This is a genomic window from Hydrogenophaga pseudoflava (assembly GCF_004353865.1).
GTDB classification, from domain to species: domain Bacteria; phylum Pseudomonadota; class Gammaproteobacteria; order Burkholderiales; family Burkholderiaceae_C; genus Hydrogenophaga; species Hydrogenophaga pseudoflava.
The window spans coordinates 294,086-310,181 of record NZ_CP037867.1 but is presented as its reverse complement, the minus strand read 5'-3'; the positions used below and the strand labels follow the sequence as shown (position 1 = coordinate 310,181).

The following is a 16,096-nucleotide window of genomic DNA, read 5'->3' as shown; positions in this document are numbered from 1 at the left end:
TCAATGCACCGTGCAGACCATGCAGGGGTCGAAGGAGCGCACGATGTGCTGCACCGCGACCGGGGTCTTTTCGCCGTCGCGCACCGGCGCCTCCACCAGCGCCTGCTCCAGCGCACCCGGTGTGCCCTGCGCATCGCGCGGCGAAAAGTTCCAGCTGGTGGGTGCGACGATCTGGTAGTTGGCGATGCGCCCACCACGAACCACCAGCCAGTGGCCCAGCGCGCCGCGCGCCGCTTCGGACAGCCCCACGCCGTGTCCTTCGTCGGGCAGCTCGGTGGGCACACAGAAGGCCTCGGTCGGACGGATGGCCTGCAGCCAGCCCTCCATCATCGGCAGCACGCGCGCGAGTTCGAGCACGCGGCCGAGCACGCGCGTGAACACGGTGCCGCCGTGGCGCGCCACCGCATCGCGCAGCAGCGGGTGGCCGCTGGCGAGCTGGCGCGCGATGGCCCCCGTCTCGACCACCTCTCCGCCCAGTCGCGGCGCCTTGTTCCAGGTGTAGGCGCCGGCCTTGTCGGGCTCGGGCCGGGTGAGACCGTGCAGGGGATGCAGCGGTTCGCGCGGCTGCGCCAGCCAGGCGTGCGTGGCGTCTTCGGTGATGGCGTGCGCGTCCACCGGGTCCAGGCGCTGCGCATCGCCGCGCCACAGACCCTGCGCCAGCGCATGGGAGCCATCCGGCTGCACGTAGGCGCCGTAGCTGAGGTAGCGCCCCGGCCCCGGGCCCAGCGTCTGCAGCGACAGGTCCTGCACCAGGGTGAGGAAGAAGCGCAGGTCGCTGCCCAGCGGATCGCGCGCATGCCAGGCCCAGAGCGCGTCTTCGCTGTCCAGCGCGGTGAAGGTTTCGAGCGCGTCGCCGATCAGCTGCCGTTCCAGGAAGCCGCGAAACTCGCGCAGCTTGGCCAGCAGGCGCACGCGCTCGGCCGCGTCGATCGGGCGAGTGGAGCCGCCCGGCTCGACCGACTGCGTGTGCGGCCACTTGCCGCCCAGCGTGCCCAGCAGCGTGAACCAGCGCTGGCGCGCCGCCGTCGCCGCGCGCACCTGTTCCCCCGTGTCGGGCGCGAAGCGGCGCACCGCCTCGGCGTGCCAGGGCCGGTCGGCGTACACCGGGCGCACGAAGTCGGGCATGAAGAACAGGTAGAAGTGGGTCAGGTGGTCGGCCAGGTTCTCGGTCGCCAGGATCAGGTTGGTCGCGTGCTGCCCGTTGGGTGGCATCACGATGCCCCCGAGGTCGGCCAGCGCACGCGCCGACGCGACCGACTGCGAGACCGAGCAGATGCCGCAGATGCGCGGCACGTAGACCAGCGCGTCGTGCGGCGCCTTGCCCTGCAGGATCTGCTCGAAACCGCGGTACATGGTGGCGTTGACCTGGGCCTCGCGCACGCGGCCGCCCTCGATGGTGAGCGCGACTTCGAGATCACCTTCGACGCGGTTGAAAGGGCCGACGAGCAGACGGGAACTCATTTGAGGCGTGTCCTGCGTATGGCGGGCTTCTCCACCAGGTGGTCCGCCACCGCGTTGTGTTTCACCCGCTTGGGCGTGGCGCTCTTGGACAGCGAGGCCAGCGCCACGAACCAGGCCTTGGGCATGTCGGTCGGCAGCCCCACCGGGATGCCGGCGATCTTGGGCGTCTGGTGGAAGGGATGGCCGGGCTCCTGGAAGCCCGGCTCGGTGCAGGCGATGCAGGCGTAGCCGCCCCGGGTGCAGCTGCCCTCGCCGTTCCAGGGCCGGATGTTGCAGTCGGCGTGCACCTGCGTGCCCTTGCAGCCCATGTGCTCCATCATGCAGCCCAGGTCGGAGGGCTTTTCGGCGCTGGCTTTGAACTCGTAGTACTCGTTGCGCGTGCAGCCGTGGTGCACCAGCTGGTCGGCGTAAAAGCGTGGGCGGGCCAGCGGGTCCAGATCGTCTTCGGTGAAGCCGTCGGCGGCCAGCGCCATGAGCGTGTCGATGACCCAGCTCGGGTGCGTGGGGCAGCCGGCGATGTTGATCACCGGCAGGCCGCTGCCACTGCGGAAATCCGCCCCCAGCAGGCCGCCGGGGCGGTCGTCCTCGTACTGCAGGCCGCAGGCGTCGGTGGGGTTGTCACCGCCGGCCGTGACGCCGCCCCAGGCTGCGCAGCTGCCCACCGCCAGCACGTGGCGCGCCTTCGCCGCCAGCTCGCGCACCCAGTGGATCATGGGCAGGCCGGTGCCGGCGAGCATGTGGAAGCGGCCGGTGCCGTTGGGGCCGCGCAGCAGCGAGCCTTCGACGCAGAGCGCGTCCAGCCGCGTGCCCCCGTCCATGACCGACTGCAGCAGCGCCAGCACGTCCTCGCCGCTGGCCAGCGAGAGCGAGGGGTGCCAGAGCATGTGGATGCCCGCGTCGCGCAGATGGCCCTGGAAGTCGGTCGTGTCGGCGCACAGCAGCGACATGCTGCAGCCGCCGCAGCCACCGGATTGCAGCCACAGGACGTTCATGCGGGGACCTCTTCCGTAACGAGTTCGCCAGTCAGCCAGCGGCAGACCCAGGCGACGGCCTGCTCCAGATCCTTCAACGCTTGGACGCTCGGCGCGGCGCCCAGTTCAAAAGCGGACGCGCGAATGGCCAGCAGGGTCGAGGCCGGTGGCGCGTGGCCATGCAGGTCCTCGTACACCTGCAGCACCGCCTCGGGCGCCAGCGCATGGCTGCCGATGCCGCCGCCGCGCGCGGCCTGCAGCGGGCGCACGGTGAACGGCTCTGCGAGGTCGAGCGCGGCATCGACGAACAGCACGCGCTCCCGGCCCAACAGGTCCAGAGCGTGTTCCACCTGCAGCTGGAAATCGGTCAGCACCTCGACGCGGCCGGCCAGCGAAGCCGCCTCGGCATGGGCCAGCAAACGCTCAGCCAGCATCGGCCCGAGCGCGTCGTCGCCGCGGCTGGGGTTGCCCCAGGCCAGCACCAGCAGCGGCGCCACCGGCTCGTTCATTGCGCGCGCTCCATGGGGTGCGGCGTGGCGCCGCGCTGCGTCTCGCCAGTGGACGAGCGCAGCACGTGGTCGAGCACCTCGCCATCCGGTCCGCGCAGCGTCACCGACAGTGGCATCTGGCCCAGCGCGTGGGTGGCGCAGGACAGGCAGGGGTCGTAGGCACGGATGGCGACTTCGAGGTGGTTGAGCAGCGGCTCGGTGATGGTCTGGCCGTCCAGGTACTGCAGCGCGACCGAGCGCACCGCCTCGTTCATGGCCTGGTTGTTGTGTGTGGTCGAGACGATCAGATTGCAGCTCTTGACCAGGTCGTCGTCGCCCACTTCGTATTCGTGGATCAGCGTGCCGCGCGGCGCCTCGATGATGCCGACGCCGCTGCGCTGGCGCTCGCCCGTGGCCTGCAGCGGGCCGCCCAGGATGACCGGGTCGTCCAGCAGCCGCGCGATCACCTCCACGCCGTGCAGCAGCTCGATCATGCGCGCCCAGTGCGTGGCCAGCACCGCGTGCACCGGCCGGCCGCCGTGCGCCGCGACGAAGGCCTGGCGCCGCGCTTCGGCGCGTGGCGTGGGGATGTGGTCGCAGTTCTGGAGCCGCGCCAGCGGGCCCACGCGGTACCAGCCGGCCTCGGGCCCGAGCGCGCGGCGGTAGGGGAACTTCATGTAGGTCCAGGGCTTGACCGCCTCGTCGATCAGCTCGCGGTAGCGCTGGTCCTCGAAGCCATCCACCGCGATGCGGCCGTCGGCCTCGCGCAGGCGCAGCGCGCCGTCGTACAGCTCCATCGCGCCGCCGGGGCCGATGAGGGACATCATGGCCGCAGGCGTTTCGCCGAAGTGCTCATAGGCGGGCGGCAGACCGGTGTGCAGGCGCTGCGCCAGCTCCACCGCCGCCTCGGCCCAGGCCAGCACCTCGGGCAGCTGCGCGCGCAGCGTGTCGCGGTCTTCGCGCGCCACGGCGCGGTTCATGCCACCGGGCACCGAGCCGGTGCCGTGCACCCGCTTGCCCGACGTGATGCGGATCACCTCCTGGCCGAACTTGCGCAGCATCACGCCCTGGCGCGCGGCCTCGGGGTGCGCCATCGCCACACCGACGATGTTGCGCTGCGCGACGTCGGCGTCGAAGCCGAACAGCAGGTCGGGCGAGGACAGGTGGAAGAAGTGCAGCGCGTGGCTCTGAACGATCTGGCCGTACTGCATCAGCCGGCGGATGCGGTCGGCAGCCTCGGGCACCGGCCAGCCGCCGACCACGCGGTCTAGCGCCTTGGACGCGGCCAGGTGGTGCGAGACCGGGCAGATGCCGCACAGGCGCTGCACCATCACCGGCACCTCCCAGTAGGGCCTGCCGACGATGAACTGCTCGAAGCCGCGGAACTCGACGATGTGCAGCCGCACCTGCTGCAGGCGCTGCTGCTCGTCCAGCAGCAGCGTGACCTTGCCGTGGCCTTCGACGCGCGAGACCGGGTCGATCACGATGCGGCGCAGGCCCTGCGGGTCGGCTGCGGTTTCGAGCGGGCGGGCGGCGTCAGTCATAGCGAATGAGCCCTTTGTGCAGTTTCGGTTCGCGCCCGGCCATCAGGTCCTGCAGCAGCTGCCAGAACGCATCGGCGGGCGGCGGGCAGCCGGGCAGCGCGTGGTCGATCTGCACGACTTCGTGGATGGGCCGCACGCGGTTGAGCGGCAGCGGCAGCTCGGGGTCGTTCGGCACCTCGCCGTAGACGGCCTTCATCATCTCGCCCACGTCCAGGTGGTTGCGCAGCGCCGGCAGGCCGCCGGTGATGGCGCAGGCGCCCACGGCCACCAGCACACGACACTGGTCGCGGAAGGCGCGCAGCACCTCGACGTTTTCGGCGTTGCACAGCCCGCCTTCGATCAGGCCGATGTCGCAGGGGCCGACGGTCTTGATGTCGGTCAGCGGCGAGCGGTCGAAGGTGATGTGCTCGATCAGCCCGAACAGGCGCTCGTCGATGTCGAGGAAAGACATGTGGCAGCCGAAACACCCGGCCAGCGAGACCGTGGCGACACGCCACTTGCGGGGGGTGCTGTCGGTGTTCATCCGCGCGTCTCCGCATCGTCGAAGGTCCGCTGTCCGTAGGGCTGGGCAAAGCCGACGCGCTTGGGCAGCAGCGCGCCCACCGGGCAGATGTGGGCCGCGCGGTCCTCCACCGACAACTGGCTGTCGCCGAGCCGGCCACTCTCACTGTCGATCAGCAGCTTCGCACCGATGCCGTGGCCGCCGATAGCGAACACGCGCTTGCCATCGAGCTCGTCGCTGGCGCGCACGCAGAGCTGGCACAGGATGCAGCGGTTGGGCTCGAACCAGACTTCGGGGTGGCTGGCGTCCACCGGGCGCTCGGGGTGCAGCGGCTCGTAGTGCAGGTCGGTCATGCCGGCGCGTTCGGCCTGGTGCTGCAGCTGGCAGTTGCCGCTTTTTTCGCAGCCGGGGCAGAAGTGGTTGCCCTCGACGAACAGCATCTGCAGCAGGTGCAGGCGCCGCGTCTTCAGGGCCTCGGTGTGGCACTCCACACGCTGGCCGGCGACCGCGGGCGTGGCGCAAGCCGGCACCGGCCGGCCGTCGGCCACCACGGTGCACAGCCGGCAGGAGGCGCTGGCCGAGACGCCTTCGTGCCAGCACAGGTGCGGCACCTCGTGGCCAGCGCGTTGGGCGGCCTGCAGGATGGTGTCGCCGGGCTGCAGCGGCACGGGCTGGCCGTCGAAGTCGAAGGTCGTCATGCGCCGTGCTCCGTGTTCAGGTGTGCACCCCGGTCTTGCCGTCCGGTCGCCCGGCGCGCCGACGACAGCTCGGCATCCAGGTCGATCCCGGGCTGGAACTGCGCCGCCGTGCTGCGCTGGGCGTAGGCCTGACCGAAGTGGGCCAGGGTGTCGCGCAGCGGGTTGCAGGCCGAGACGCCCAGGCCGCAGTGTGTGCCGCTGTGCAGCAGCGCGTCCAGCTCTTGCAGGCGGGCGATGTCGAAGGCCGAGCCGCGCCCTGCCCCGCGTTCGTGGGCCAGCTTGTCCAGCCGGCGCACGACCAGCTCGGTGCCGACGCGACACGGCGTGCACAGGCCGCAGCTTTCGTGGGCAAAGAAGCGCGCGAAGTGGCGCGCGACCTCGAACAGGTCGCGGGTCTGGTCGAACACCATCAGGGCGCCGGCGCTGGGCAGGTCTTCGAAGGCGATGGCGCGATGGAAACCGCTGGCCGGCACGCAACTGCCCGAGGGACCGCCCACCTGAACCGCCTGCGCATTCCGCGCGCCGCAGTCGGCCAGGATCTGCGCCAGCGGCGTGCCCAGCGGGTATTCGTAGAGGCCGGGGCGCTCGCAGTCGCCCGAGACCGAATGGATCTTGGTGCCGGTGGATTCGGGCGTGCCGAGGCCGGCCCACCAGGCGCCGCCGCGGCGCGCGATGTGGGCCACCGCCACCAGGGTCTCGACGTTGTTGACCACGGTCGGGCGGCCGAGGTAGCCGCGCTGCACCGGGAAGGGCGGGCGGATGCGCGGCGTGCCACGTTGGCCTTCCAGCGACTCGATCAGCGCCGACTCTTCGCCACAGACGTAGGCGCCCGCGCCGAGGTGGATGGCGATGTCGAAATCAAAGCCGGCCACGCCGCCGGCGTTGCGCCCCAGCAGGCCGTTCGCACGGCGGCGCTGCAGCACGGCTTCGAGCTGCGGCAGCAGGAATCGGTATTCGCCGCGCAGGTACACGAGGCCGGTCTGCGCGCCGATGGCGCGCGCGGCCAGCGTCATGCCGTCGAACAGCTCGTCGGCGTGGCGGCCGAGCAGCACGCGGTCCTTGAAGGTGCCGGGTTCGCCCTCGTCGGCGTTGCAGACCACGCAGCGCTGGCCGTCGGGTGCGTCGGCCTCGGCGCAGGCGCGCCACTTGCGCGCGGTCGGGAAGCCTGCGCCGCCGCGGCCACGCAGGCCCGAACGTTCGACCTCGGCCAACAGTTCGGCGGGTGTGCGGGACAACACGGCGGGCAGCGACGGGGCATCGGCGGGCAGGCCCTGCAGCAGCACGTCGGCTCGCCGGACGTGGTCTTCCACCGCGAACCAGTCGGCCGGCCAGTCCTCGGGCGGCACGCCGGCCAGCAGCCGCTCGGCCAGCTGGTCCACGCGCCCGGCGTCCAGCCGCGTCACCACCTGGTGGTGGTTGACCAGCAGGGCCGGGCCCTGGTCGCACAGGCCGGTGCAGGAACAGCGGTCGACGCAGAAGCGGCCCTGCGCATCGACCTGGCCGGGGGCGACGCCCAGGCGCGCGCACAGCCGCGCCATCAGCGCGTCGCTGCCCGCCATGCGGTCGGTGATGTTGTCGGAGAACAGCACGTGCACCCGGCCCACAGGCCGCAGGTGGAAGAAGCGGTAGAAGCTGGCCACGCCTTCGACATGGGCGGTGGTCAGGCGCAGCGCGGCCGCGATGTGGGCCAGCAGTTCGCGCGGCAGCCAGTGCGTCTGCGCCTGCGTCTCGCGCAGCACCTGCACCAGCGCGTGCGGGTCGTGCTGCCAGCGCGCCAGCACCGCGTCGGCGGCGTGGAGGGCGGAGGGCTGGTCAAAGGCGGTCATGGTTTGTCCAGGCCGAAGCGCTGCATCTTGGCCCGCAGGCCCACGCGTGAGAGGCCCAGCTCTGCCGCCGCCTTCGTCTTGTTCCAGCGGTGCCGCAGCAGGGTCTCGCGCAGCACCATGGCCTCGATCACGTCCAGGCGCTCGGTCAGGCTGCCGCTGGCCGGCAGGGCCGCGGTGAGATCACCGCCGCCGCCGGCCGCACGGCCCTGCAGCACGCGCGGCGAGAACGCCTCGGGTGGCAGCTCGGTGCCCTCGTGCAGCGCCAGCGCGCGGCCGATCTCGTTGCGCAGCTCGCGGATGTTGCCGGGCCAGGGGTAGGCCAGCAGGCAGGCCAGGGTCTCGTCGGTGAGTGCGGCGCCCGGGTGGCCGAGTTCGCCCGCCACGTCCTGCGCGATCTGGCGCGCGATGGGCGGGATGTCGCCCACCCGCTCGCGCAGCGGCGGCACCGTGAGCGCGACGGCCGAGAGCCGGTAGTAGAGGTCTTCGCGGAACAGGCCCTCGCGCACCCGCTGTTCGAGGTTGCGGTGGGTGGCGGCGATGATGCGCACGTCCACCGGCACCGGCCGCGCCGCGCCCACGGGCCGCACCTCGCCCTCCTGCAGCACGCGCAGCAGCTTGACCTGGAACGCCGGCGATGTCTCGCCGATTTCGTCGAGGAAGACGGTGCCGCCGTCGGCGCGCTGGAACAGGCCGGCGTGGTCTTCAAAGGCCCCGGTGAAGGCGCCGCGCTTGTGGCCGAACAGTTCGGATTCGAGCAGGGTGTCGGGGATGGCGGCGCAGTTCTCCACCACGAAGGGGCCGGTCAGCCGCGGGCTGGCGTAGTGGATGGCGCGCGCCAACAGCTCCTTGCCGGTGCCCGACTCGCCCAGCACCAGCACCGGGATGTCGTAGCGCGCCGCGCGTTCGGCCATGCGGCAGAGCAGGTCCAGCGGGCTGCCCGGCGCGCGCACGATGCGCTCGAACCCGAAATGGCTCTTGGCCTGCGCCATCTGGCTCGCGGTGCGCTGGCGCAGCACGCGGGTGCTGGTGCGCAGCTCCAGGTCGAGCCGGCTGGTCTGCTGCTGCAGCACCTGGGCCTCCACCGCGTTGCGCACCGCGTCGAGCAGGTGGTCGGGCGACCAGGGCTTGAGGATGTACTGGTAGATGCCGGCCTCGTTGATGCCGGCGATGATGTCTTCGCTGTCGGTGTAGCCCGAGAGGACGATGCGCACGATGTCGGGCCACTGCTCGCGCACTTCCTTGAGGAAGTTCACGCCGGTCATGCCGGGCATGCGCTGGTCGCACAGGATCACGCTGACCGGCTGGCGCTGCAGCAGGCCACGCGCCTCGTCGGCGCTGCTGGCGGTGAACACGGTGAAGTCCTCGTCCAGCGTGCGGCGCAGCGCGTCCTGCGAACGCACCTCGTCGTCCACCACCAGCACGGTGGGCAAGAGGTCGTGGAACGGGGGTGGGGTCATCGGTGGGTGGCGAGGTGGCGCGGTGTCCAGGCGTGCGGCAGCTTGTGCACGAAGTGGTGCCGGGCCACGTGGTAGCTCGGGTCGAAGCCGTAGAAGTTGCGGTGCATGCGCGCCAGTTCCTGTTCGCGGTAGCGGGCCAGCGGGCAGTGCACCTCGTCGGCGGCGCGCCGGGCCTGTTTGGCCGCCACCTGTTCGCGATGATTGTAGGAGCCGGCCAGCGCCAGCGCGCGTTGAATGGCGCGGTTTTCATAGCCCTCGCGCGGGCCTTCGTCGCAGGCGTCGATGAGGCCGATGCGCAACGCGTCGGCGGCGCGCAGCGGCAGGCGGCCCGCCATCAGCTCGCGCGCGCCGGCCTCGCCCAGGCGGCGCGGCAGCAGGTAGGTCCAGTACTCCGAGCCGTAGAGGTTGCCCATGTTCTTGTAGTGCGGATTGAGCACCACGCCTTCGTGCACCCAGACCTGGTCGGCCGCGAGTGCGAGGAACACGCCACCCGCGCCCGCGTTGCCGCGCATCACGCTCACCGTCAGGCGGTCGGTGGTCTCCAGCACGGCCAGTGCCACGTCGTCCATGGCCTGGATGTTGCGCCAGGATTCGTCGGCCGCGCTGTCGCCCGCGCGGTGCGCCGCGGCCTCGATGCGGTTGAGGTCGATGCCGTTGCTGAAGAAGCCATCGCCGCCCATCAGCAGCAGCACCTGCGTCGGGCGCTCGCGCACATCCAGCAGGGCCGCGCGCAGGCGCTCGCAGCGCTCGGTGCCCATGGCGCCGTTGCAGAAGTCGAAGCTCAGGCAGCCCACGCGCGCGCCCTCGGGGCCGTGCTCGGTGTAGCGCAGCTCGGCCCATTCGTCGTCGGGCCGCACCAGAGGCGCGGGGCGCTGCGGCAGCGCCGCCGCTTCGGTGGCGAACAGCTCGGCCGCCGCCTGTTTGAAATGGCCCTGGCCCGGCGCGGTGCCGGGCGGGTCGGCGAGCCGGGCCTGGCCGATCCACACGCCGCCATCCACCGTGCGGCGCAGCAGCGCGCCGTCGCGCACCGCCAGCAGATCGCCGGGTGCGCGGTCGGCGAATTCGGCCAGGGTCGCGGCGCTGGCCTCGTGGGCATCGCCCAGGTAACAGGACTGGCCCCAGAGCGCATCCAGCACGCCGGGCTGGCCGTCCGCGCAGCGCAGCTTCGCAAGCACGGTCGCGGTGTCGTCGCGCGACCAATCCACCGCTCGGTCGGCTTGCTTCATCAAGGGCTTCCAGCCACGCCCCCACGCTCCGCCGCTGCGCGGGTCGCTGCCCCCCGAGGGGGCTGATTCGCCTTGGGGCGGCCCGGCGGCGAATCGTTCTGCGGGCGCCTCACGCTCGCCGCCCGCGAAGCGATCCACCGCGGCCAGCGTGGCCTGCAGCGCGGCGCGCGTGACCTCGCGCCGGTACAGGCTGCCCTTGGTGGCCGGGCGCATGTCGAACGACGCGTGGGCCCAGACCGGGCCGGCGTCGAACTCACCGTCGGCCTGCAGCACGGTCACGCCCCAGTGCGGCTGGCGGTCGCGCACCGCCCAGTCCAGCGCGCTCGGCCCCTGGTCGCCGGGCGGGCCGGGGTGCACCACGAAACAGGGCACGCGCTGCCAGACCGAGGCCGGGATGCGGCGCTTGAGGAACGGCGCCAGCACCAGGTCGGGCCGGGCCATCGCCACCGCCTCTTCGGTCACGCTGTCGGCGATGTCCAGCTCGACGCTGAGCGTGTGGCCGCGCGCGCGCAGCTCGGCGTACAGGCGCTGGCTGAGGCTGTTGAAACTGTGGCAGAGCAGCAGGATGCGCAGGGACATGGCGGTGGTGGTGCGTGTGTTCAGCGGCGCAGGGCGTCGATCTCGCGCTCGGCCTGCTTGCGTCCCATGTAAATGGCCAGCTTGGCCTGGATGCCGTCCAGCGAGGCGAGGTACTGCGCGATGCTGCGCGCGGCCAGCAGGTCCTGCGCCACGGTGGGCGTGTCGGGGCCGAAGTGCGGCTGCAGCGTCTGCCAGGCGCGGCGCTGGAGGGCCAGCAGGTGCTGCGGGTCTTCAGATTCGGTCGACGAGTCCGCCTGCACGTCCGGTGCGGGCGACGGTGCCGCGGGAGGAAGTGGCGCGGCCTTGGGCGGTGTCGGCACCGGCTCGATCAGGCGCAGCGACAGCAGCGTGTCCAGGTGCCCGCGCACATCGCCCAGCCCCTTGGCCAGCAGCGCCTGCACGCTGTCCACCCCGTTGACCAGGATCAGCAGCTGCCGCGCGGCCGGCGCCAGCCCGGCCTGCCGCTGCGCGATCTCGGCCTTGCCACCCTCGGTCTTGCGAAACACCAGACTCGACATCCCACGTCTCCTCGTCTCTTGTTTTCATCAGACCCCGCCCCGAGCGAGGTGCCCCTTCCAGGGGCACCGAGGAACCGGCTTCGCCGGGCCTCAGGTGCCGTCCCCCTGCCCAGCGCCGAAGGCGCGCCAGAGCGGGGGGAAGCCGTGCAGCGGCGCAGGGGGGGGTCGTCAACAGATCCTCGGCAGTTGCTCTCCACTGAGCCAGTCCACCACCCGCCGCCCGCCGAAGCGCGTGGCCATCTGCACGAAGTGGTGCGGGTCGGTGGTCACCTCGCCGATGCGGGCCGCGTCCTGCCCCAGCGGGTGGGCGCGCATGGCGGCCAGCACGGCCTCGGCCGCCTCGGGCGCAACCACCGCGATCAGCTTGCCCTCGTTGGCCACGTAGAGCGGGTCCAGGCCCAGCAGCTCGCAGGCCGCATCGACCTGCGGCTTGACCGGAATCGCCGCCTCCTGCAGCAGCATGCCCACGCCGGACTGGCGCGCCACCTCGTTGAGCGTGGTGGCCAGGCCGCCGCGCGTGGGGTCGCGCAGCACGCGCACCGCGCCGGGTGCCGCCGCGAGCATGGCGGCGACCAGGGTGTGCAGCGCGGCGGTGTCGCTCTGGATGGTGGTCTCGAAGGCCAGCGACTCGCGCTGCGAGAGCACGGCCACGCCGTGGTCGCCGATGCTGCCCGAGACCAGCACCACGTCGCCCGGCCGCGCGTGGCGGCCGCTGATGGACACGCCCGGCGGCAGCACGCCCACCCCGGTGGTGCTGATGAACACGCCGTCGCCCTTGCCCTGCTCCACCACCTTGGTGTCGCCGGTGACCACCGGCACGCCGGCCTCGCGCGATGCCGCGGCCATGGACTGCACGATGCGCTGCAGGTCGATCAGCGGAAAGCCTTCTTCGATGATGAAGCTGGCGCTCAGGTACAGCGGCCGCGCGCCCGACATCGCCACGTCGTTGACCGTGCCGTGCACCGACAGGCAACCAATGTCGCCGCCGGGGAAGAACAGCGGCGAGATCACGTGGCCGTCGGTCGCCATCACCAGCCGCCCCTCGGCCGGGTCGAAGGCCGGCAGCGCCAGCACCGCGCCGTCGTCGCCCTGGCGCAGGAATTCGTTGTCGAAGGCGGCCAGGAACAGCTCCTCGATCAGCTGCGCCGCGGCCTTGCCGCCCGCGCCGTGGCCCATGTCGATGCGGCCGTGCTTGATGTCCAGCGGACGGATGTAGTTTTTCTTCACGGGTTTGGGGGCGGGCGCCTCGCCGGCACCGGCCTGGTCGTGTTCGGTTCTCATGGGGTGACCTCTTCAGTGGCGGTGGCGGCGACGATGGGGATGTCGCGGAAGCGGCCATAGGTGTAGTGCGCGGCGCAGGCGCCTTCGCTGGACACCATGCAGGAGCCGACCGGGTTCTCGGGCGTGCAGACGGTGCCGAAGATCTTGCAGTCGGTGGGCTTCTTCACGCCGCGCAGGATGGCCCCGCACTCGCAGGCCTTGTTGTCGGGCACCGACTGGTAGGCGAGGTCGAAGCGGCGCTCGGCGTCGAAGGCCGCGAAGGCCTCGCGGATCTTGAGCGCGCTGTAGGGCACCTCGCCCAGGCCGCGCCACTCGAAGCTGGGCCGCAGCTCGAACACCTCGGACACCAGTGCCTGGGCGCGCAGGTTGCCCTCGGGCGTGACGGCGCGGGTGAATTCGTTTTCCACATGGGCGGCGCCGCGGTTGACCTGGCGCACCAGCATCAGGATGGCCTGCATCACATCCAGCGGTTCGAAGCCGGCGATGACCACCGGCTTGCGGTACTCCTCGGCGAAATGGTCGTAGGGCGCGGAGCCGATCACGATGCTGACGTGGGCGGGGCCGACGAAGCCGTCGATGGGCACGGTGCCGAACTGCCGCACCTCGGGCGATTCGAGGATGTGGGTGATGGCCGAGGGCGTGAGCACGTGGCAGCACAGCACGCTGAAGTTGGCCAGGCCTTCGCGCTGCGCGTCGCGGATGGCCAGCGCCGTGGGCGGCGTGGTGGTCTCGAAGCCGATGGCGAAGAACACCACCTCGCGCTGCGGGTTGGCGCGGGCGATGGCCAGCGCGTCGGCGGCCGAATAGACCATGCGGATGTCGCCACCGCGCGCCTTGGCCTTGATGAGGGAGAGGCTGTCGCTGGCCGGCACGCGCATGGTGTCGCCGTAGGTGCAGACGATGGCGTCGCGCTCCAGCGCGAGGCGGATCGCCAGGTCGATGCGGCCGATGGGCAGCACGCAGACCGGACAGCCCGGGCCGTGGACCATGCGCACGTTGGACGGCAGCAGTTCGAGCACGCCGTAGCGGCTGATGGCGTGGGTGTGGCCGCCGCAGAACTCCATGAAGCTGTACGACCGCTGCGGGTCGGCCTCGGCGCGAATGCGCTCACCGATCTGTTTGGCCAACTCGCCGTCGCGGAATTCGTCGATGTACTTCATGACTGAACCTCCGCGCCGGTCATGGCCTGCATCTCGGCGAACAAGGCGAGCGTCTTCTCGGCCTCCTCCGGATCGATCATGCCGATGGCGTGGCCCACGTGCACGATCACGTAGTCGCCGACCTCGGCCTCGGGTACCAGGGCGATGGAGATGGGCTTGCGGATGCCGCCCAGGTCGACCACCGCCTGGTCGTGGTCGCGCTTCTCGACAAGGCGCGCGGGAATGGCTAGGCACATGGGGTGGTCTCCTCAACGGGGGATGTTGTCTGTGGTGTCTGAAGCTGCTGCACCGCCACCCAGGCCTGGCCGATGGCCAGCCCGGCGTCGCCGCAGCCTTTGTCGCCGGTCTGCCACACCCGCAGGCCGGCGGTCTGCAAACGCTGCACCGTGCGCTCGCGCAGGATGCGGTTGAAGAAGCAGCCACCGCCCAGCGCGGCGGTGTGGACGCCGCGCCCGCGCGCGGCGGCGATCAATGCCTCGGCCAGCGCATCGGCCAGGGCCAGGTGGAAGCCGGCGGCGGCGGTGTCGGCATCGGGGACGTCGAACAGCTGGGCCAGCACGGCGCGCGGGTCGATGCGGCCATCGGTGTGCTGCACCACGCCGGGCAGCGGCGGCAAGCCCGGCCGGACCGCCAGCGCCCGCGCAGCGGCCTGCTCCAGCGCGATGGCCGCCTGGGCTTCGTCCTGCTGGTGGTGACACAGGCCGAGCGCACCCGCGACGGCGTCGAACCAGCGGCCGGCGCTGCTGGTCAACGGGCAGTTCAGGCGCTTGTCGAGCATCTGGCGCACGCCCGCCGCCGCGGCCTCGCCCACCACCGGTGCGAAGCGCGGCACGATCTGGTCGCGGCGGCCCAGCGCGTGCAGCGCGCTCGCCGCCATGCGCCAGGGTTCGCGCGCCGCGCGGTCGCCGCCGGGCAGGGCCAGCGGCTGCAAATGGCCCAGGCGCTGCCAGCGCGGCCCGTCGAGCCACAACAGTTCGCCGCCCCAGGGCATGCCGTCCGTTCCCAGGCCCACGCCATCCAGCGCAAGCCCGACCACCGGGCCTTCGATGCCGTGTTCGGCGACCACCGCCGCGAGGTGCGCGTGGTGGTGCTGCACGCCGATGGCCGGCACGCCCAGCGCATCGGCGGTGGCGATGGCCAGCCGGGTGCTGAAGAAGTCGGGGTGCAGGTCGTGTGCGATGGCCTGCACCGGCGCACCGGCGGCTTCCGCCTGCCGTGCCAGCGCCTGCACCGAGCGCTCCAGCGCGTCGCAGGCCGCCGGGTCGCTGAGGTCGCCATGCACCGGCGACCAGTGCGCGCGGCCGTCCAGCACGAGGCAGGCCGCGTTCTTGAGCCAGGCGCCGACGGCGAGCACGGAGGTGGACATGGCGCCAGTCCGTCAGTTGGCCGACAAGGCAGCTTTGGCGCGGGCCAGTTCGGCCTCCAGCTGCTGCACGCGCTGACGCAGCGCAGCTTCGGCATCCGGAGCTTCGTGGTGGTGATGGTCATGACCCATGGCGTGGTCCAGCCAGTGCAGCCAGGCGTCCATGCCCTCGCCGGTGGTGGCGGACAGCTGGATCACCTCGATGGCCGGGTTCACGCGCCGCGCCAGGTCGATGCAGCGCGCGACGTCGAACTTCACGTGCGGCAGCAGGTCGGTCTTGTTCAGGATCATCAGCTGCGAGGCCGCGAACATGTCGGGGTACTTCAGCGGCTTGTCCTCGCCCTCGGTCACCGAGAGGATGGCCACCTTGGCGGCCTCGCCCAGGTCCCACACGGCGGGGCAGACCAGGTTGCCCACGTTCTCGATGAACAGCAGGCTGTGGTCGTCGCCGTGGTGGTGGTGATGCCCGTGATCGTGACCGTGGGTGTGGTCGTGCGAGTGGTGGTGTGTGTGCAGCTGCGCAAACGCCTCGGCCACCATGGGCGCATCCAGGTGGCAGCCCTTGCCGGTGTTGACCTGGATGGCGGGCGCGCCGGTGGCGCGGATGCGGTCGGCGTCGAAGCTGGTCTGCTGGTCGCCCTCGATCACGGCCACGTGCAGGCCGGGCTGGCGCGCCTTGAGTGCCTCGATGGTGGCGCACAGCAGCGTGGTCTTGCCCGAGCCGGGGCTGGAGACGAAGTTGAGCGCGGTCACACCGTGCGACTCGAAGTGTGCGCGGTTCTGCTGCGCCACGCGGTTGTTGGCGCCCAGGATGTCGGTCTCCAGCTTGATGGCGCGTTCCTGGCTCATGCCGGGCACCGACACGCGGGCCGCGCCGGCCCCGAAGTGCAGGTCGCCGTTGGCCGGGTTGACCGTGATCACGCCGGGCTCGCTGCCCGCGCTCTGTTGCACATGCCGGGCATGGGCCGGGCTGTTGTCACTGCATCCGCACACGACACACATGGTCGGTCTCCTTCAACGTT

15 protein-coding genes are annotated in these 16,096 nt (G+C 71.6%); all 15 read right to left on the bottom strand.

Annotated elements, in window-relative coordinates; all coding sequences use genetic code 11:
• The gene (locus HPF_RS01535; RefSeq protein ID WP_133155558.1) at window positions 1-1,461 is read right to left on the bottom strand and encodes a nickel-dependent hydrogenase large subunit; all 1,461 of its coding nucleotides are present in this window, start codon (window positions 1,459-1,461) and stop codon (window positions 1-3) included.
• Window positions 1,458-2,453 (bottom strand): NADH-quinone oxidoreductase subunit B family protein, encoded by a 996-nt coding sequence (locus HPF_RS01530; RefSeq protein ID WP_133155557.1) that lies wholly within the window; start codon window positions 2,451-2,453, stop codon window positions 1,458-1,460. Before HPF_RS01530 ends, HPF_RS01535 begins: the two co-directional genes overlap by 4 nt.
• Entirely contained in the window at window positions 2,450-2,941 is a 492-nt protein-coding gene (locus HPF_RS01525; RefSeq protein ID WP_133155556.1) for a hydrogenase maturation protease, read from the bottom strand. The genes HPF_RS01530 and HPF_RS01525 overlap by 4 nt, the downstream gene beginning before the upstream one ends.
• Window positions 2,938-4,464 carry a Ni/Fe hydrogenase subunit alpha gene (locus HPF_RS01520; RefSeq protein WP_133155555.1) on the bottom strand — a complete coding sequence of 509 codons (1,527 nt, stop codon included), beginning with the start codon at window positions 4,462-4,464 and terminating at the stop codon, window positions 2,938-2,940. Before HPF_RS01520 ends, HPF_RS01525 begins: the two co-directional genes overlap by 4 nt.
• Entirely contained in the window at window positions 4,457-4,987 is a 531-nt protein-coding gene (locus tag HPF_RS01515; RefSeq protein WP_133155554.1) for an NADH-quinone oxidoreductase subunit B family protein, read from the bottom strand. The genes HPF_RS01520 and HPF_RS01515 overlap by 8 nt, the downstream gene beginning before the upstream one ends.
• The gene (locus HPF_RS01510; protein WP_133155553.1) at window positions 4,984-5,664 is read right to left on the bottom strand and encodes a 2Fe-2S iron-sulfur cluster-binding protein; all 681 of its coding nucleotides are present in this window, start codon (window positions 5,662-5,664) and stop codon (window positions 4,984-4,986) included. Before HPF_RS01510 ends, HPF_RS01515 begins: the two co-directional genes overlap by 4 nt.
• Window positions 5,661-7,490, bottom strand: coding sequence for an NAD(P)H-dependent oxidoreductase subunit E (locus HPF_RS01505; RefSeq protein ID WP_133155552.1), 1,830 nt, complete (start codon window positions 7,488-7,490; stop codon window positions 5,661-5,663). The genes HPF_RS01510 and HPF_RS01505 overlap by 4 nt, the downstream gene beginning before the upstream one ends.
• Window positions 7,487-8,947, bottom strand: a complete 1,461-nt coding sequence (locus HPF_RS01500; protein WP_133155551.1) for a sigma-54-dependent transcriptional regulator — start codon at window positions 8,945-8,947, stop codon at window positions 7,487-7,489. The genes HPF_RS01505 and HPF_RS01500 overlap by 4 nt, the downstream gene beginning before the upstream one ends.
• Window positions 8,944-10,752 (bottom strand): enoyl-CoA hydratase-related protein, encoded by a 1,809-nt coding sequence (locus HPF_RS01495; protein ID WP_133155550.1) that lies wholly within the window; start codon window positions 10,750-10,752, stop codon window positions 8,944-8,946. Before HPF_RS01495 ends, HPF_RS01500 begins: the two co-directional genes overlap by 4 nt.
• A 20-nt stretch (window positions 10,753-10,772) precedes the next feature.
• Complete coding sequence (locus HPF_RS01490) at window positions 10,773-11,270, bottom strand: hypothetical protein (protein WP_133155549.1); 498 nt, start codon at window positions 11,268-11,270, stop codon at window positions 10,773-10,775.
• 168 nt (window positions 11,271-11,438) lie between these two features.
• Window positions 11,439-12,551: a hydrogenase expression/formation protein HypE gene (gene hypE / locus HPF_RS01485; RefSeq protein WP_279512606.1), complete on the bottom strand. Its 1,113-nt coding sequence runs from the start codon at window positions 12,549-12,551 to the stop codon at window positions 11,439-11,441.
• A complete protein-coding gene (hypD, locus tag HPF_RS01480; protein WP_133155548.1) occupies window positions 12,548-13,711 on the bottom strand; it encodes a hydrogenase formation protein HypD in 1,164 nt (387 codons plus the stop codon). The genes hypE and hypD overlap by 4 nt, the downstream gene beginning before the upstream one ends.
• Window positions 13,708-13,947, bottom strand: coding sequence for a HypC/HybG/HupF family hydrogenase formation chaperone (locus HPF_RS01475; protein WP_079366475.1), 240 nt, complete (start codon window positions 13,945-13,947; stop codon window positions 13,708-13,710). Before HPF_RS01475 ends, hypD begins: the two co-directional genes overlap by 4 nt.
• The gene (locus HPF_RS01470; RefSeq protein ID WP_133155547.1) at window positions 13,938-15,077 is read right to left on the bottom strand and encodes a Kae1-like domain-containing protein; all 1,140 of its coding nucleotides are present in this window, start codon (window positions 15,075-15,077) and stop codon (window positions 13,938-13,940) included. Before HPF_RS01470 ends, HPF_RS01475 begins: the two co-directional genes overlap by 10 nt.
• 12 nt (window positions 15,078-15,089) lie before the next feature.
• On the bottom strand, window positions 15,090-16,076 hold the full coding sequence (gene hypB, locus HPF_RS01465) for a hydrogenase nickel incorporation protein HypB (RefSeq protein ID WP_133155546.1): 987 nt from the start codon (window positions 16,074-16,076) through the stop codon (window positions 15,090-15,092).
• Between the last annotated feature and the right edge of the window lie 20 nt (window positions 16,077-16,096).

Bases quoted from the DNA above. Each gene is read 5' to 3' on its own strand.
- HPF_RS01535 (WP_133155558.1), bottom strand. From the start codon at position 1,461: ATGAGTTCCCGTCTGCTCGTCGGCCCTTTCAACCGCGTCGAAGGTGAT.
- HPF_RS01530 (WP_133155557.1), bottom strand. From the start codon at position 2,453: ATGAACGTCCTGTGGCTGCAATCCGGTGGCTGCGGCGGCTGCAGCATG.
- HPF_RS01525 (WP_133155556.1), bottom strand. From the start codon at position 2,941: ATGAACGAGCCGGTGGCGCCGCTGCTGGTGCTGGCCTGGGGCAACCCC.
- HPF_RS01520 (WP_133155555.1), bottom strand. From the start codon at position 4,464: ATGACTGACGCCGCCCGCCCGCTCGAAACCGCAGCCGACCCGCAGGGC.
- HPF_RS01515 (WP_133155554.1), bottom strand. From the start codon at position 4,987: ATGAACACCGACAGCACCCCCCGCAAGTGGCGTGTCGCCACGGTCTCG.
- HPF_RS01510 (WP_133155553.1), bottom strand. From the start codon at position 5,664: ATGACGACCTTCGACTTCGACGGCCAGCCCGTGCCGCTGCAGCCCGGC.
- HPF_RS01505 (WP_133155552.1), bottom strand. From the start codon at position 7,490: ATGACCGCCTTTGACCAGCCCTCCGCCCTCCACGCCGCCGACGCGGTG.
- HPF_RS01500 (WP_133155551.1), bottom strand. From the start codon at position 8,947: ATGACCCCACCCCCGTTCCACGACCTCTTGCCCACCGTGCTGGTGGTG.
- HPF_RS01495 (WP_133155550.1), bottom strand. From the start codon at position 10,752: ATGTCCCTGCGCATCCTGCTGCTCTGCCACAGTTTCAACAGCCTCAGC.
- HPF_RS01490 (WP_133155549.1), bottom strand. From the start codon at position 11,270: ATGTCGAGTCTGGTGTTTCGCAAGACCGAGGGTGGCAAGGCCGAGATC.
- hypE (WP_279512606.1), bottom strand. From the start codon at position 12,551: ATGAGAACCGAACACGACCAGGCCGGTGCCGGCGAGGCGCCCGCCCCC.
- hypD (WP_133155548.1), bottom strand. From the start codon at position 13,711: ATGAAGTACATCGACGAATTCCGCGACGGCGAGTTGGCCAAACAGATC.
- HPF_RS01475 (WP_079366475.1), bottom strand. From the start codon at position 13,947: ATGTGCCTAGCCATTCCCGCGCGCCTTGTCGAGAAGCGCGACCACGAC.
- HPF_RS01470 (WP_133155547.1), bottom strand. From the start codon at position 15,077: ATGTCCACCTCCGTGCTCGCCGTCGGCGCCTGGCTCAAGAACGCGGCC.
- hypB (WP_133155546.1), bottom strand. From the start codon at position 16,076: ATGTGTGTCGTGTGCGGATGCAGTGACAACAGCCCGGCCCATGCCCGG.